Origin of the sequence: Serratia sp. MMO-28, from assembly GCF_037199905.1 — a bacterium.
Lineage (GTDB): Bacteria > Pseudomonadota > Gammaproteobacteria > Enterobacterales > Enterobacteriaceae > Chania > Chania oryzae.
The window spans coordinates 47,101-61,471 of the sequence record NZ_JBBCVB010000014.1 but is presented as its reverse complement, the minus strand read 5'-3'; the positions used below and the strand labels follow the sequence as shown (position 1 = coordinate 61,471).

At 52.9% G+C, this 14,371-nt stretch carries 21 protein-coding genes; 18 read left to right on the top strand and 3 right to left on the bottom strand.

Annotated elements, in window-relative coordinates:
• Positions 1-34: 34 nt before the first annotated feature.
• The 3 genes from coaBC to slmA all read left to right on the top strand — a co-directional run bounded on the left by coaBC (position 35) and on the right by slmA (position 2,572).
• Positions 35-1,252 carry a bifunctional phosphopantothenoylcysteine decarboxylase/phosphopantothenate--cysteine ligase CoaBC gene (gene coaBC / locus WG891_RS13930; RefSeq protein WP_337263261.1) on the top strand — a complete coding sequence of 406 codons (1,218 nt, stop codon included), beginning with the start codon at positions 35-37 and terminating at the stop codon, positions 1,250-1,252.
• Positions 1,230-1,688 (top strand): dUTP diphosphatase, encoded by a 459-nt coding sequence (gene dut, locus WG891_RS13925; protein WP_337263262.1) that lies wholly within the window; start codon positions 1,230-1,232, stop codon positions 1,686-1,688. Before coaBC ends, dut begins: the two co-directional genes overlap by 23 nt.
• A gap of 287 nt (positions 1,689-1,975) precedes the next feature.
• On the top strand, positions 1,976-2,572 hold the full coding sequence (slmA, locus tag WG891_RS13920) for a nucleoid occlusion factor SlmA (RefSeq protein ID WP_037400165.1): 597 nt from the start codon (positions 1,976-1,978) through the stop codon (positions 2,570-2,572).
• A gap of 140 nt (positions 2,573-2,712) precedes the next feature.
• Here slmA and pyrE read toward each other — a convergent pair whose 3' ends face one another.
• Both pyrE and rph read right to left on the bottom strand, forming a co-directional pair.
• Entirely contained in the window at positions 2,713-3,354 is a 642-nt protein-coding gene (gene pyrE / locus WG891_RS13915; protein ID WP_337263263.1) for an orotate phosphoribosyltransferase, read from the bottom strand.
• Positions 3,355-3,441: 87 nt separating this feature from the next.
• On the bottom strand, positions 3,442-4,158 hold the full coding sequence (gene rph / locus WG891_RS13910) for a ribonuclease PH (RefSeq protein ID WP_076943943.1): 717 nt from the start codon (positions 4,156-4,158) through the stop codon (positions 3,442-3,444).
• Positions 4,159-4,284: 126 nt separating this feature from the next.
• Here rph and WG891_RS13905 point away from each other — a divergent pair, with 126 nt between their 5' ends.
• From WG891_RS13905 to WG891_RS13880, 6 genes are all read left to right on the top strand, one after another.
• Positions 4,285-5,148 carry a YicC/YloC family endoribonuclease gene (locus WG891_RS13905; RefSeq protein WP_076943941.1) on the top strand — a complete coding sequence of 288 codons (864 nt, stop codon included), beginning with the start codon at positions 4,285-4,287 and terminating at the stop codon, positions 5,146-5,148.
• A 175-nt stretch (positions 5,149-5,323) separates the two neighbouring features.
• Positions 5,324-6,583 carry a tyrosine-type recombinase/integrase gene (locus tag WG891_RS13900; protein ID WP_337263264.1) on the top strand — a complete coding sequence of 420 codons (1,260 nt, stop codon included), beginning with the start codon at positions 5,324-5,326 and terminating at the stop codon, positions 6,581-6,583.
• A gap of 31 nt (positions 6,584-6,614) precedes the next feature.
• Positions 6,615-7,406 carry a hypothetical protein gene (locus WG891_RS13895; protein ID WP_337263265.1) on the top strand — a complete coding sequence of 264 codons (792 nt, stop codon included), beginning with the start codon at positions 6,615-6,617 and terminating at the stop codon, positions 7,404-7,406.
• 117 nt (positions 7,407-7,523) lie between these two features.
• A complete protein-coding gene (locus WG891_RS13890) occupies positions 7,524-7,739 on the top strand; it encodes a helix-turn-helix transcriptional regulator (protein WP_337263266.1) in 216 nt (71 codons plus the stop codon).
• Positions 7,739-7,888 carry a hypothetical protein gene (locus WG891_RS13885; RefSeq protein ID WP_337263267.1) on the top strand — a complete coding sequence of 50 codons (150 nt, stop codon included), beginning with the start codon at positions 7,739-7,741 and terminating at the stop codon, positions 7,886-7,888. Before WG891_RS13890 ends, WG891_RS13885 begins: the two co-directional genes overlap by 1 nt.
• A 14-nt stretch (positions 7,889-7,902) precedes the next feature.
• Complete coding sequence (locus tag WG891_RS13880; RefSeq protein ID WP_337263268.1) at positions 7,903-8,334, top strand: antA/AntB antirepressor family protein; 432 nt, start codon at positions 7,903-7,905, stop codon at positions 8,332-8,334.
• Positions 8,335-8,397: 63 nt separating this feature from the next.
• Here the strand turns inward: WG891_RS13880 and WG891_RS13875 are convergent, their stop codons facing one another.
• A complete protein-coding gene (locus WG891_RS13875) occupies positions 8,398-8,586 on the bottom strand; it encodes a YlcI/YnfO family protein (protein WP_337263269.1) in 189 nt (62 codons plus the stop codon).
• Positions 8,587-8,763: 177 nt separating this feature from the next.
• Here WG891_RS13875 and WG891_RS13870 point away from each other — a divergent pair, with 177 nt between their 5' ends.
• The 9 genes from WG891_RS13870 to WG891_RS13830 all read left to right on the top strand — a co-directional run bounded on the left by WG891_RS13870 (position 8,764) and on the right by WG891_RS13830 (position 14,105).
• Complete coding sequence (locus tag WG891_RS13870) at positions 8,764-8,943, top strand: host cell division inhibitor Icd-like protein (protein WP_337263270.1); 180 nt, start codon at positions 8,764-8,766, stop codon at positions 8,941-8,943.
• On the top strand, positions 8,936-9,298 hold the full coding sequence (locus WG891_RS13865; RefSeq protein WP_337263271.1) for a hypothetical protein: 363 nt from the start codon (positions 8,936-8,938) through the stop codon (positions 9,296-9,298). Before WG891_RS13870 ends, WG891_RS13865 begins: the two co-directional genes overlap by 8 nt.
• A complete protein-coding gene (locus WG891_RS13860) occupies positions 9,291-9,749 on the top strand; it encodes a hypothetical protein (protein ID WP_337263272.1) in 459 nt (152 codons plus the stop codon). Before WG891_RS13865 ends, WG891_RS13860 begins: the two co-directional genes overlap by 8 nt.
• A gap of 15 nt (positions 9,750-9,764) precedes the next feature.
• Positions 9,765-10,088 (top strand): DUF4222 domain-containing protein, encoded by a 324-nt coding sequence (locus WG891_RS13855; protein WP_337263273.1) that lies wholly within the window; start codon positions 9,765-9,767, stop codon positions 10,086-10,088.
• Entirely contained in the window at positions 10,079-12,220 is a 2,142-nt protein-coding gene (locus WG891_RS13850) for a DUF927 domain-containing protein (protein ID WP_443006157.1), read from the top strand. The genes WG891_RS13855 and WG891_RS13850 overlap by 10 nt, the downstream gene beginning before the upstream one ends.
• A 324-nt stretch (positions 12,221-12,544) precedes the next feature.
• Positions 12,545-13,018: a ProQ/FinO family protein gene (locus WG891_RS13845; RefSeq protein ID WP_337263275.1), complete on the top strand. Its 474-nt coding sequence runs from the start codon at positions 12,545-12,547 to the stop codon at positions 13,016-13,018.
• A gap of 39 nt (positions 13,019-13,057) precedes the next feature.
• Positions 13,058-13,231, top strand: coding sequence for a hypothetical protein (locus WG891_RS13840; RefSeq protein WP_167370523.1), 174 nt, complete (start codon positions 13,058-13,060; stop codon positions 13,229-13,231).
• Positions 13,228-13,506: a hypothetical protein gene (locus WG891_RS13835; RefSeq protein ID WP_337263276.1), complete on the top strand. Its 279-nt coding sequence runs from the start codon at positions 13,228-13,230 to the stop codon at positions 13,504-13,506. Before WG891_RS13840 ends, WG891_RS13835 begins: the two co-directional genes overlap by 4 nt.
• Positions 13,507-13,583: 77 nt before the next feature.
• A complete protein-coding gene (locus WG891_RS13830) occupies positions 13,584-14,105 on the top strand; it encodes a hypothetical protein (protein ID WP_337263277.1) in 522 nt (173 codons plus the stop codon).
• The last annotated feature ends 266 nt before the right edge of the window (positions 14,106-14,371 follow it).

The following is a 14,371-nucleotide window of genomic DNA, read 5'->3' as shown; positions in this document are numbered from 1 at the left end:
AATGCCACATCTTTCGGTTTTCAAACGGACCATCATGATGACGGGACTTTCGGGCAAACATATTGTGCTTGGCATCAGCGGCGGCATTGCTGCTTATAAATGCCCTGAACTGGTACGCCGCCTGCGCGACAGGGGCGCTGAGGTGCGTGTCGTTATGACTGCAGCGGCAAAAGCCTTTATCACCCCGCTCACGTTGCAGGCCGTTTCTGGCTATCCGGTTGCTGATGATCTGCTGGATCCCGCCGCAGAAGCCGCCATGGGCCATATCGAACTGGGTAAATGGGCCGATCTGGTGATCCTGGCACCCGCGACTGCCGATCTGCTGGCGCGCATTGCCGCCGGTATGGCTAACGATCTGCTGACCACGGTCTGCTTGGCAACCGCGGCACCGATCGCCGCAGCACCGGCCATGAACCAGCAGATGTACCGTGCCGCAGCCACGCAGGCCAATCTGCAAACGCTGCAGGCGCGTGGTATGTTGCTGTGGGGGCCAGACAGCGGCAATCAGGCCTGCGGCGACGTCGGGCCTGGCCGCATGCTGGATCCGCTGGACATCGTTTCGCTGGCCAACGGCTATTTCTCTGCGCCACAGGATCTGAAACATTTAAAGATTATGATCACCGCAGGCCCCACGCGTGAAGCGCTGGATCCCGTGCGTTTTATCAGCAATCACAGCTCTGGCAAGATGGGTTTTGCCATCGCCCACGCGGCAGCAGCTCGCGGCGCACAGGTTACGCTAGTGGCCGGGCCGGTCAGCCTGCCAACGCCGCCTTGGGTAACGCGTGTAGACGTGATCAGCGCGCTGGAAATGGCGCACGCCGTGCAACAACATGCCGCGCAGCAGAACATTTTTGTCGCCTGTGCCGCCGTGGCGGATTACCGTGCAGCACAGGTTGCCGATGAAAAAATCAAAAAACAGGGTGATGAAATTACCCTCAAGATGATAAAAAACCCCGACATCGTCGCCAGCGTTGCTGCAATGAGCAAAAATCGTCCATTTGTTGTCGGGTTTGCTGCCGAAACCCAGAATGTGGAAGAATACGCGCGACAAAAACTGGCGCGGAAGAAACTAGATTTAATCTGCGCTAACGATGTATCGCTTGCAGAGCACGGTTTCAACAGTGATACCAATGCCCTGCATCTTTTTTGGCAGGATGGAGAAAAACGCCTTCCGCACAGCGACAAGGCACTCCTTGGCCAACGTTTACTAGACGAGATAGTCAGCCGTTATGATGAAAAAAATCGACGTTAAGATCCTCGACCCACGTATCGGTCAGGATTTCCCTTTACCAACCTATGCCACTCCAGGCTCTGCCGGGCTTGACCTACGCGCCTGCCTGGATAACGCGGTTGAGTTGGCACCGGGTGAAACCACCTTGTTACCTACCGGCCTGGCCATTCATATCGCCGATACCGATCTTGCCGCAGTCATCCTGCCCCGCTCAGGGTTAGGCCATAAGCACGGTGTCGTGCTGGGTAACCTGGTGGGGCTGATCGATTCAGATTATCAGGGCCAGCTGATGGTGTCCGTCTGGAACCGCGGTCAAAAATCTTTCACTATTGAACCGGGTGAGCGCATTGCACAGATGGTATTTGTGCCGGTGGTGCAGGCGGAATTCAATCTGGTCACCGAATTCGACAGCAGCGAACGCGGTGCCGGTGGTTTTGGCCATTCAGGCCGCCACTAAGTTCAACCCGTAATATTATGGCCAGCAGGAAATACTACCTGAACTCTTGCCGTGCCAGAGAGAAGGATGTCTCTATGGCACGGTTTGCCCGGTAACGAGAATACCGTACATCCGATCGCATAGAGAATAATGGTTGAAAAGACCATTGGCCCAAACACCATAACAAACGATGACATAAGCCGCTTAACGTTTGCTTTACAGCGGCCAGTGTTTGGGTTCTTAAGAATCTATACCCAATGGATTGCAACACAGGGGTATATACCGTTTTAGCAAAGGTCTAATCAAACATGGCAGAGAAAGAAAATACGAAAAGGAATCGGCGCGAGGAAATACTGCAGGCGTTAGCCCAGATGCTGGAATCCAGCGACGGCAGCCAGCGCATTACCACCGCAAAACTCGCCGCAAACGTTGGTGTCTCTGAGGCTGCCCTCTACCGGCATTTTCCTAGCAAAACGCGGATGTTTGACAGCCTGATCGAGTTTATCGAAGACAGCCTGATATCGCGCATCAATCTGATCCTGCAGGATGAGAAAGAGACGTTCAACCGCCTGCGCCTGATTCTGTTGCTGATTCTCGGGTTTGCCGAGCGCAACCCGGGCCTGACACGCATCATGACCGGGCACGCGCTGATGTTTGAACAGGACCGCCTGCAGGGCAGAATCAACCAGTTGTTTGAACGCATCGAAGCACAACTGCGCCAGGTACTGAAAGAGCGGAAATTGCGCGAAGGCAAAGGTTTTAGCGTGGATGAGACACTGCTGGCCAGCCAGTTATTAGCCTTTTGTGAAGGTATGCTGTCGCGCTATATCCGTTCTGAATTCCGCTATCGGCCGACACAAGATTTCGATGCGCGCTGGCCATTGTTGGCGGCACAACTGCAATAATTGCTAATGCAAGACGCCGGGTTATGCCCGGCGTCAGACTGCTGACAAAACCCGTTATTAGGGAGAGCGCCCCTCGGTGCGCTAGGCCCGAGAATCTCGGGTTCAAAAGCTACTTTGTCATCAACCTCGGCGTCGTCATCTTAAACACCGTATTGCTCGCGATACGCCCGCACCGCCGCCAGATGATCCGCCATTTCCGGCTTCTCTTCCAGATACGCAATCAAGTCCTTCAAGGTAATAATGGAAATCACCTTGCAGTGATAATCACGTTCCACCTCCTGAATTGCCGACACATCAGCACGGCCACGTTCCTGGCGATCGAGGGAAATCAACACCCCCGCCAGGCTGGCATTATTGGCGCTGATCACTTCCATTGACTCACGGATTGCCGTGCCCGCCGTGATCACATCATCCACCAGCATCACGCGCCCCTGTAAAGGGCTGCCCACCAGCAAGCCGCCTTCACCATGATCTTTGGCTTCTTTGCGGTTGAAGCAATACGGCACATCGCGATCGTGATGTTCTGCCAGCGCTACCGCGGTGGTAGTGGCAATCGGGATCCCTTTATAGGCCGGGCCGAACAGCACATCAAAATCAATGCCAGAATCGACCAAGGCTTCGGCATAGAAACGCCCCAACAGCGCCAGGTCACGCCCGGTGTTAAACAGGCCGGCATTAAAGAAATACGGGCTGACGCGGCCGGATTTCAGGGTAAACTGGCCGAATTTCAATACCTGTTTGTTAAGCGCAAACTCGATAAACTGGCGCTGATAGGCTTTCATTACTGCTTCTCCTCGTCTGGTCTGTTCTTCTTACTGCCGCCCGATCGCCGGGCGTAAAAAAGGCGACTTCTCCGTCGCCTTAAAAAATCAATCTGCCAGCGCCGCTTTCTGCGCTTGGAAAATGGTTTCGATGCCCCCTCGGGCCAGTGCCAGCAGCGCCAGCAGCTCATCATGGCTGAACGGCTCGCCCTCGGCGGTGCCTTGCACCTCGATCATGCGGCCATCTTCCATCATTACCACATTCATATCGGTTTCCGCGGCGGAATCTTCAACGTATTCCAGATCGCACAGCGCTTCGCCGTTAACGATCCCCACCGAAACCGCCGCCACCAGCCCTTTCATCGGATTGGCTTTCAGCTTGCCAGCGGCCACCAATGCGTTAAGCGCATCGGCCAATGCCACACAGGCACCAGAAATAGAGGCGGTACGGGTGCCACCATCAGCCTGCAACACGTCGCAGTCTAGGGTAATCGTGAACTCACCGAGTTTTTTCAGGTCTACTGCCGCGCGCAGCGAACGGGCGATCAGGCGCTGGATCTCCAGCGTGCGGCCCCCCTGCTTGCCTTTGGCGGCTTCGCGGGCATTACGGCTGTGGGTAGAACGCGGCAACATACCGTATTCTGCCGTGATCCAACCCTGCCCCTGGCCTTTCAGGAAGCGCGGAACGCCCTCTTCAACCGTGGCGGTGCACAAAACTTTGGTATCGCCAAACTCAACCAGCACTGAGCCTTCAGCGTGTTTCGTATAGTGACGGGTCAATGTCAGGGGGCGAACTTGTTGTGGTGCTCTGCCTGCAGGACGCATGGGCTCTCTCCGGCTTCTTATCAACGATTGGCTGCGCATTATACGGGCTTAGTGACGTTATGCCTATCTTGGCCGCAGGCGCAACGCTATAATCATTGCATCTTTTCCTATTACGGGTACGCATCAATGATCCGCAGCATGACCGCCTACGCCCGGCGTGAAATCAAGGGTGAATGGGGCAGCGCAGCTTGGGAGCTGCGTTCCGTTAACCAACGCTACTTAGAAACCTACATCCGCTTGCCAGAGCAATTCCGCAGCCTTGAGCCGGTGATCCGCGAGCGTATCCGTGGCCGCCTGACGCGCGGCAAAGTGGAGTGCAACCTGCGTTTCGAACTCGATCCCAGCGCGCAAAGCTCGCTGATTCTAAATGAAAAACTGGCGAAACAACTGGTTGAAGCCGCTAATTGGGTCAAGATGCAAAGCGACGAAGGGGAAATTAACCCGATCGACGTACTGCGCTGGCCGGGCGTGATGTCCGCTCAGGAACAAGATCTGGATACCATCAGTGCGCAATTGATGGAAGCACTGGAAGGGGCGTTGGATGATTTCATTGCCGCTCGCGAAAGCGAGGGTACGGCGCTTAAAGCCCTTATCGAACAACGCCTTGCGGGCGTGAGCGCCGAAGTAGCCAAAGTGCGGGCACAAATGCCAAACGTCTTGCAATGGCAGCGTGAACGCTTGGTCAGCAAGCTGGAAGAAGCACAGGTGCAGTTAGAAAACACCCGTCTGGAGCAAGAGCTGGTGCTGATGGCACAGCGTATCGACGTTGCTGAAGAGCTGGATCGCCTGGAAGCACATGTAAAAGAAACACATAACATCCTGAAGAAGAAAGAAGCCGTTGGCCGCCGCCTCGACTTTATGATGCAGGAGTTCAATCGTGAATCGAACACGCTGGCTTCAAAATCCATTAATGCCGATATCACCACCTCTGCCATTGAGCTGAAAGTACTGATCGAGCAAATGCGCGAACAGATTCAGAATATCGAGTAAATATTCAGGAAGAATCAAGAAGCCGCAAAAAACCAGAGAGCCCGCTAAATAGCGGGCTTTTTTGTTGTTATGAGCTAGCATAAAGAATCAAGAAAGCGCATCATTACCGTGTACATAGTGACATTTATAGGAATGGCTTTATGTACACGCCCTATTCAATATTCAGGTATACACGATGCCAAAGCTAACAGATATGCAGATCCGCGCCTGGATAAAGGCCGGGGAACGTTTTGCAGGCCGCGCAGACGGTGGTGGGTTGTATCTGTGCTTCCCTGAAAACTACACATCCCCCTTCTGGCGCTTCAGGTATAAATTCGCTGGAAAGGCTCGCGCAATGGTTATCGGCTCTTATTCGGAGCTATCACTTGCCAAAGCACGTGAAACCACCAAAGAGCTATCGGCACGGGTTTCTTTGGGGTATGACGTGGCCGGAGAGAAGCAGGAACGCAAATCCGAAGCGCTGAATAAGATGGAGCAGGAGAAACACGCGCTGCGAGTTTCAGCACTGGCCGCTGAATACTTTGAGCGCCAGATCCTGCCACGCTGGAAGCACCCAGACATACTGCGCCGCCGTATCGACAAAGACATAAATCCGTCGATCGGTCACATGAAGGTTGAGGACGTAAAACCCCGCCACATTGATAGCATGCTGAAAAGCATTGTTGACCGTGGAGCGCCAACCATAGCAACGGACGTTCTACGCTGGACGCGCCGCATTTTCGATTACGGCATTAAGCGGCACGCACTGGAGATTAACCCTTGTTCGGCCTTTGAGATTTCCGACGCAGGCGGCAAAGAAGTAGCGCGGGACAGGTGGTTAACCCGTGAAGAACTGATCCGGCTGTTCCAGGCCATGCGCACCGCCAAAGGCTTCAGCAGACAAAACGAACTCACGTTTAAGCTATTGCTGGCGCTGTGTGTGCGCAAGATGGAGCTGTGTGCGGCGCGGTGGGAAGAGTTCGACCTGGACGCGGCCATCTGGCATCTACCAGAAGAACGCAGCAAGAACGGTGACGCTATCGACATCCCATTACCGCCACCAGCGGTTGAATGGTTGAGAGAGCTTCACACGTTCTCATGTAATAGCGCCTGGGTACTGCCAGCCAGGAAGATGCAAAACCGCATGATCCCCCACATCCAAGAAAGCACCCTACCCGTGGCGCTGGCAAAGGTGCGGGCAGAAATGCCGGATGTACCGAACTACACCATTCACGACTTCCGGCGTACCGCACGCACCCATCTTGCAGCGCTGGGGATTGACCCAGTAGTGGCTGAACGTTGCCTGAATCACCGCATAAGGGGCGTTGAGGGCATTTACAACCGGCACCAGTACTTCGATGAGCGCAAAGCTGCGCTGGCACAGTGGGCGGCGTTGCTGGTGGCCTTGGAGCATGGCGAGAAATATAACGTTACGCCGATTAAGAAAGTAAAGTAGCAGGACTGATTTAGCGCAAAAAGGTGATGCGATGGTCAAGATTAAAACAAAAAAACCATGTGAAACTATCTGGAAGAAAAATAAAATAGCCCCTCTAGAATATTGTTCACTTGAACGTGCTGCCCGCCTTTTGGGCTGTGAGGTTGAAGATATTCTTCATTGGCAGGAAACTAATAAAATTAGAATAGCTGAAAGGATTACAGGGGAATTCACAGGGTTTTATCGTTTCGATCTGCCACTTGCCCCTAATGTAACCACAGAAAAAGTTAATCAGCACGTGTATAAAAGAATGCTAAGCATTGGAATTGAAGCAGTTATCACTGAATCGGAAATATCCCGTGACAGGCAATCTTTGATACTAGTTTGTGAAATAAATGGCGTGCTTGATATTTTAGAAAGAATACAGCATAGCAAAAAAGACTATATAGCAAGTTATTTCATGTCTGTACCACAAGAGGATTCAAGGAAAAGACCTCACGCGCTTTTATTAGCATCACCTTCGGGCAATCGACGAGAGGTATCGGATAACTTTCTTATTACCAGGATGAATATTGAGGCCATCCACAATGCTATGCATAACGGTTACTTTGACCACAATATTGAGGTTCCTACCTCTGATGAGGATATGCCGAGGCCTACTGTACATCAATTTACTGTGATGTTCGCTTTGTTAAGGCTTGCTGGTCTCTCCGAGGATGAAATAAGGAATATTTCGCCCAGTGAACTAAACAAAAAGCTTCGAGAAGCAGGGGAAGGTAAGGGGATCAATATCCCTCAACCAGATAAAAAAACCTGGGCAAGCTGGCGGGAAAAATTTCACTAATCGGGGAAAGGTTTAAAAATCCCTGAGACTTTTAAAAAGTCCCCTTCGCTGGCGAAAAATATTCTGGTTGAATTACCCCGTAACGACGCAACAACCACCTACAAAAGGTTACGGGCTATGACAGCAACACAGAAGACGCAAGTCGCAATCCCCACTACAGGCTATATCCGCCGCTTTCGCTTGGCTGAAATGCTGGGCGTTAGCGTTGCCACTATCGACCGCAAAGTTAAAAATGGCACATTGCCGCGCCCGGTTAAATTGGGAGAAAAAATCACGGCTTTCGACGCTGTGGAGATCAATGCCTGGTTAGCTTCACGGCGGGAGATTGCATAATGCAAAAGAAAATCCGCACAGAGGCTGGCATCGTTAAACAGGTTAGCGCCTCTCATCACGCCAAGCCAACGCCGAAGAAGCACAGCACACGCAGCTTTACGCTATTCAGCGATTTGAATGGTCATCCAGACGCACCTGCCGCCGCCTAACGAAGCCTGACAATATGAATATGAAAAATACGGCCAACGCTGGCCGGGGCAAAACTCACCCCAAAGAAAGCCACAGTGTTATTAACGGCATTGACTTTGCCGCAATCGTGCCAATTATTCCGGGCCAGATTGGCGGGCGTAAAACTGGTGTTGCAAGTGCTCGATCATTCCATGAGGCGCTCGGCGTTGGGCGTGTATTTACGAGCTGGTTCAATGTCCGTGTAGCTCAATATGGTTTTGTTGAAGGGGCTGATTATGTTCGTGTTGAAAATTTGAGCGCACCCAAACGGGTGTCCTCAAAATCGCGCCAGCAGATTGAATATGACTACCAGATAACCGCTGATATGGGTAAAGAGTTGGGACAGGATTACCAGCAGCGCAAAACCGAACTGAGCTGCCTCTCTCAACGCTGGATGGCTAAGCGCTTGGGGGCTGGTTATGCATAACCACATTTCCAGCCAGAAAGAAGCATTTGCCCTGGCAGGCATCTGTCACTGTACTGATGGTAGTCAGCCTTTTGGTTCGATCTTTTCGCGCTCTAATCTTTGGCGGCAAGCATCTAAAACCCAGGCAGAAAAATTGGCGTGGGGCTTTTTGGGCTTCTCACGTTCCACACAGGAATCTATTTCGTCGATCAGTTCGTGGGGAAAGCGGATTTTTTTCTGTGCTGACTTCGCGTTGACGGCCTTTGTTGCCATGTTATTCCCTCATGATGTTAATGGCTCACAATACTCTAAAAAGCGGTTGACGTGTACCCCCACCAATAATAAAGTGGGGCCACACCATGACTTTATTCATGGTGTTGAAAACACGAAGCCCGGCAGTGTGGGGACACTAACCGGGCCTCTTACCACCACGTTAGAGGAACTAACGCTATGGCTACGTCAAAGTGTACCTACATCTTTGCGGCGATCAACCGCACCCAAAAGAAAGTTAAACCCATCATGTTACGGGTTACCGCGCTGGATGAACAAACCGCCCGCCGCCGTTATGCACCCGATTATGTCCTGCTGTTCGCTGGCCGTCTGCCGGTGCAAGGGGGTGAGCATGTCTAACCTCGTTGATAAAACCCCGCTCACTGCCGCAGAGTTGGCGTTTCAGTGCCTGGCGCTGACCCATGCCGCCTTATTTTCGGATGAGCCCGCCATAAAAGAGTCGCTGCTGTTCGTCCTGCTGGACAGGGTAGACGCGCTGCATGAGATGTTGCCGGAAAAATGCCCGACCTGTAGCGACCTGCCAGCGGTAGGCGATCGCTATGTGCAAAATGACGATGGAATGACAGCTATTGTTAGACGCTGTGCAGGAAAGCGCGTGGTGTTTTCCTACGAGCCATACCCCGCAGCCAGCCATGATTATTCACTGGAGGCATTCATGCGCGAGTTTACCCGGCAGGGGGGCCGCCATGCGTAACAGTTTCGATATTTCAGCCGAAGCCGCCATCATGGCGTTAGTGAATGCGCTGGTTGAAATCGGCGCGATCGCCAAAGAAGCCGATAAACACGTAGCCTGCAAAACCAAATATTCAGGTGCAATCACCCCGCAGGCACTGGCATGTATTGAATTACGCGCCATCGAGGCGATCAAACAGGTCGGCTCCATGATGGAAGCTGAAATACGGGCAAGCGATGAGGCAGAAATGCGCGGCCTGGTGCCGATGCTGAATGAAAATCAGCCTGACTTTTTAAAGAGGCTGGGTATTTATCCCTCCACAACCGGCCGGGTCATGCTCTACGTAGAAAGCGGCCGCATTACGGCGAATACGCCAATACCGGACGATCACATCACGACGAATTTCGATGGTTTTGTTCATCTGGCGGCTCGCGCCGGCTACCGCGTCGATCCCTTGAAAGCAACCGCATAACCGGAGCTTAAAATCATGAATAAAAAATTAGCCGGCCACCCGCCGGAGGCCAAACTCACCCCAAAAACGGGATCGGTGGATATTACGCCTTACCCTGGCCAGCGCTGGAAGGATAATCGTGGGCAGTGTGTCACGGTGACCGGAGCCAGTGTTTACCAGGTGAAATTTGTCCGTGATGGGTATGAATTTCCCTGCGAAATGCCGACAGCGCGTTTCTGCAGTGAATTCACCCTTGTTGAAACCAGAACGTTCACCGAATGGCGGGATGCGGCAAATCCGTTGGAGAAAACCCGAAAATTGAGAGAAATGATTGCTGCGCGCCGGGAGGGATCGAAATGAGATCCGCACCAAATGTGAAGGCACTCCCGAAGGATAAAAACACCGAGGCGATTATTTTCGTGGGGGCCGATGCTCGCGCCCACGCGCAGCACTGGATCGAGAGTGAAGGCCATCGGCATGGTGACGATGTGCCGCCGATCTACCTGGAGAAAAGGGAGCTGGCGGAGCTGCATAACCTGCGCATTATCGACAAAGGGCGGCGATATGCCCGCGTTTATCTGGCCGGTGATATCGAGCCCATTCAGATTAATGCCGTTGCTGAAAAACTGGCACTGGCGGGTATACAGGAGGCGAAACTCTACAAAGGGATCCCCGATCGGAAACCAGAGAACTGGCGGGAATATTTAGCCAGGCTGCGTGACGAAGCCAAGCGTGGGGAAAGTCTGGTTGAAGAAATGCGCAAGGCGAGTGGAAAACGCGCCCCCGTAGACGAACTGGCCCCCCGCGTAGAATCCCGTTCTGGCGGTCTGTATTGGGTCACGCCCAAAATCGACAAGCAATCCGGCGAGGTGATACACCCCGGCCAATGGTTGTGTGGTCCGGTTAATGTATTGGGTGCCGGTGAAGGTGATGGCATCGATTTTGTGATCCTGCGCTGGCAACCGGTTGGAAATCGCCCGAAACGCACAGAAGCTATCCCGGCGGGGGATATCGGCAATCGTGATGGCTGGTCACGTCTGAGCAACCGGGGGTTGCGTATTACGGCAAAACCTCACTTGAGAGCCATTCTTGCCGATCACCTGACCGACAGCCACAGCGGGGAGTTGTGGAGTGTGGCCACGCTGTCGGGCTGGCAGCACGGCGTTTACATCATGCCTGACGGGGAAATCATCGGTGATGCAAAAAAGCGCGTTGTATTCCATGGTCGCAGCGCCACGGCGTCGGGCTATACCGTAGCAGGCACGGCACAGAGCTGGCGCGACAACGTGGCCGCGCTGGTGGAAGGTAACCCGTCAATGATGCTGGGCGTGGCGGCTGCACTGGTTGCGCCATTGGTCGGGCTGGTGGGTGCCGACGGCTTCGGTGTTCATTTCTTCCAGCAGTCCAGCGCAGGGAAAACCACCACGGCCAACATTGCCAGCAGTCTTTACGGTAACCCCGATATGCTGCGCCTGACGTGGTACGGCACCGCGCTGGGGATTGCCAACGAAGCACAGGCACACCATGACGGGCTACTTGCGCTGGATGAGGTCGGCCAGGGGGCCGATCCCAAATCGGTCGCCACCTCGGCTTACACGCTGTTTAACGGTTCGGGAAAACTGCAGGGCGCTAAAGACGGCGGCAACCGGGAGTTGAAACGCTGGCGAACGGTGGCGATCAGCACCGGCGAAATGGACATTGAAACCTATCTGTTGAGTCACGGCATCAAACCCAAGGCCGGGCAACTGGTGCGTCTGCTGAACGTGCCGATGGAAAAGGCAACGGTATTTCATGGCCTGCCATCAGGCAAGGCTCATGCTGATGCCCTGCGTGATGCATGGACGGCGCACCACGGCGCGGCGGGGCGTGAGTGGGTGCGATGGCTTGCCGACCACCAGCAGGAGGCGCAGGAGGCCGCAAGCGCTGTGCGGGAACGCTGGCGCGGGCTTATTCCCGACAGTTACGGGGAGCAGATCCATCGTGTGGGGGAAAGATTTGCGCTGATGGAAGCGGCGCTGGTGCTGGCAACCCCGATTACCGGTTGGGATGCGCAGGCCTGCCGGGATGCCATCCAGCACAATTTTAATGCCTGGGTAAAAGAATTCGGTACCGGGAACAAGGAGCATCAGCAGATTATCGATCAGGCGGAAGAATTTCTTAATGCGTATGGCATGAGCCGGTTTGCGCCCATTGAATATGATCCGCGCGATTTTCCCATAACCGAACTCATGGGATACCGGGATAACGGGGAACGGTTTGATGATCCCATGCTGTTTTACGTGCTGCCTGCGCCGTTTAAAAAACACGTTGCAGGTACTCACAACAAAGACGTCGCTGCCAGAACACTGCATGAGGCCGGCATGCTCAAAAGGCCCGCCAGCGGTAAAAACTGGCAGATAAGAACGCCGCGCCTGAAGCACCTGAACAATGCCCGCCCGTGGACTTATGTTTTGCTCTTTGCACCGGAATCAGAGGAAAGCGAAACCGAATAGCCTACATGTGCGCGTAAACATACTTATCCCACTTATCCCAGACGTAGGTGATATTAGTTAACTTATTGTTATATATGTCTATGTGCATTCCATTCTGGGATAAAAGTGGGATAAGTCGAGGGCTTTTTGGGACAAGTCGAGGCCATTTTGGGATAAGTCACCCGCTGCCGATGCCTGGGACAACTCAAAAATGGGCCAACTTATCCCAAAATGAGGGTGACTTATCCCAGAAATCAAACAAGAAATCAATTAAATCAATTATTTATGAAGATTGGGATAAGTGGGACAAGCGTTTTTGTATACCTATAGAGGAATTTTTTGAAAATGACGAAAAAGGAGGCCATTCAAAAACCTACTTCATCCGGTACGGGAAAAAAATCCCAGTCCGGCGCGGGTGGCTGGAGGTCGGTCTACATACAGCGTGTGCAGGCCCATTATCCACGGGTATTCAGTCACCGTGAGGTCAAACCGTTAAAGGTCGGGATCCGTGACGACATGTTGGCCGATGCTGCAGCGCGCCGTTTGCCTTTGCCCCCAAAACATCTTGTGCTTGCCTTGAGCAAGTTGACCAAAACACCGCGCTATCTGCGTGCGCTTGTGGCGGGTGGCCCTCGTTATGACCTAAACGGCCAGCCCTGCGGTGAGGTAACTGCAGAAGAACAGGAAAACGCCCGGATGCTATTGGCAAACCTGAAATCACACGGCAAGAAAAAGCGATTTACCGACCAATCAGACGCGATCGCCACACCTGATTATTTCATTTTGTGCAACGTAAACTTTTATCGTTGCGTATTATGAAATAAAATAAACCTGTATGAACATACAGAGAGGTGATACATGGCCTATAACCCCAACTTCAAGCCGGTGCTGCTGACCAAAGAGCAGATGCAGGCGGTAAAGCGCATTCAGGACAGCGAGCGGGCAAAATCCCCGTATCAGGTGGCCCCTACCCTTAACGCGATCGTCCGTGGAATTATCGATAAGGCACTCAAACAGGAAGGATTGGTATGAAAATCAATATTCGGGTTGATAAGCGTCAGTTATGGCAAGGGTACGGCACCAACAAAAACGAGGCATTTCGCCGGGCGTTGGTGGAGGCTATCACTCATCGATTTGGTGGTGAATTGCCGGATGCCATGGGAAAAAAACTTGAAGGATTAACGGTTGAAGTCGGTGACTGTGGTTTCACCCAGGTAGAAAGCAGTTCGGCAAATGTCGATCTGGTGAAACAGGTTGTCAGAGATGTTATCGCCTCCACCGTCAGTCAAGAATCGTGGCGGCGCTGATCCGCTGGCCATCGTCACAAGAAAACGCTTCCGGACGGGCTATTGTCTGGAAGCGTGCACTCCACCAGGAAAAAATCATGCTGATGAGCAAAGCGGCCTATGCCAAATACTGCAGTGTCAGTCGCCAGACTGTCTACGACTGGATAGCCAAAGGCGACGTTGTGATGTCCGGTTCCAAAATTGACGTTGAAGCCACCGAACGGCAGCGGAAAGGTGGTGATGAGTCAGGGCCGGAAATCACCACTACCGACCCGCAGGAAAGCAGAACGCACGAAATGACGTGGGGAGAACTCTGGAAGGCGGTGCAGGCTGGCGACAATAAGACACCACCAGCCACCGATGAGGAAATACAGCAATGTGTGAGGCTTGCCGCTGGGGAGCTTAATTGGACGGTAGAGTTTCTGGAGGATGATGGTATTTATCTGGATGATGGCGACGCAGAGCATTATGTTGTTCGATATGACCTAAAAACCAATGCAGGGGTAGCCATCGGCATCCTCAGGCAAGAATTACGTTACACCGCCAGCTTACGCCCGGATGATTTGGCTGATTGGAGCCAAGAGGGATTGAAGGCCTTGTCCGAGTGGGCGAAAGGGTGATCTTCAGCAGCCTGGCAGGAAAAGTGTGAAGTTGTCCAACGCATTCAGGATTCAGTATACAGTTTTATACATGCCAATTACCGGAATCCCCCGCTTTTACGAAAAAGTGTCAAGTCGTTCGTTTCGTATAGAAAACCCAATACAAAACTCCACTCTCTGGATGAGTTGCTAGGACTTAAATGGGTTCAATATGTGAAAAGGTGACGTGGCCTATATGATAGATATCACACTGTAAAAAAATACAGTAACTACTGACTTGCGCCACC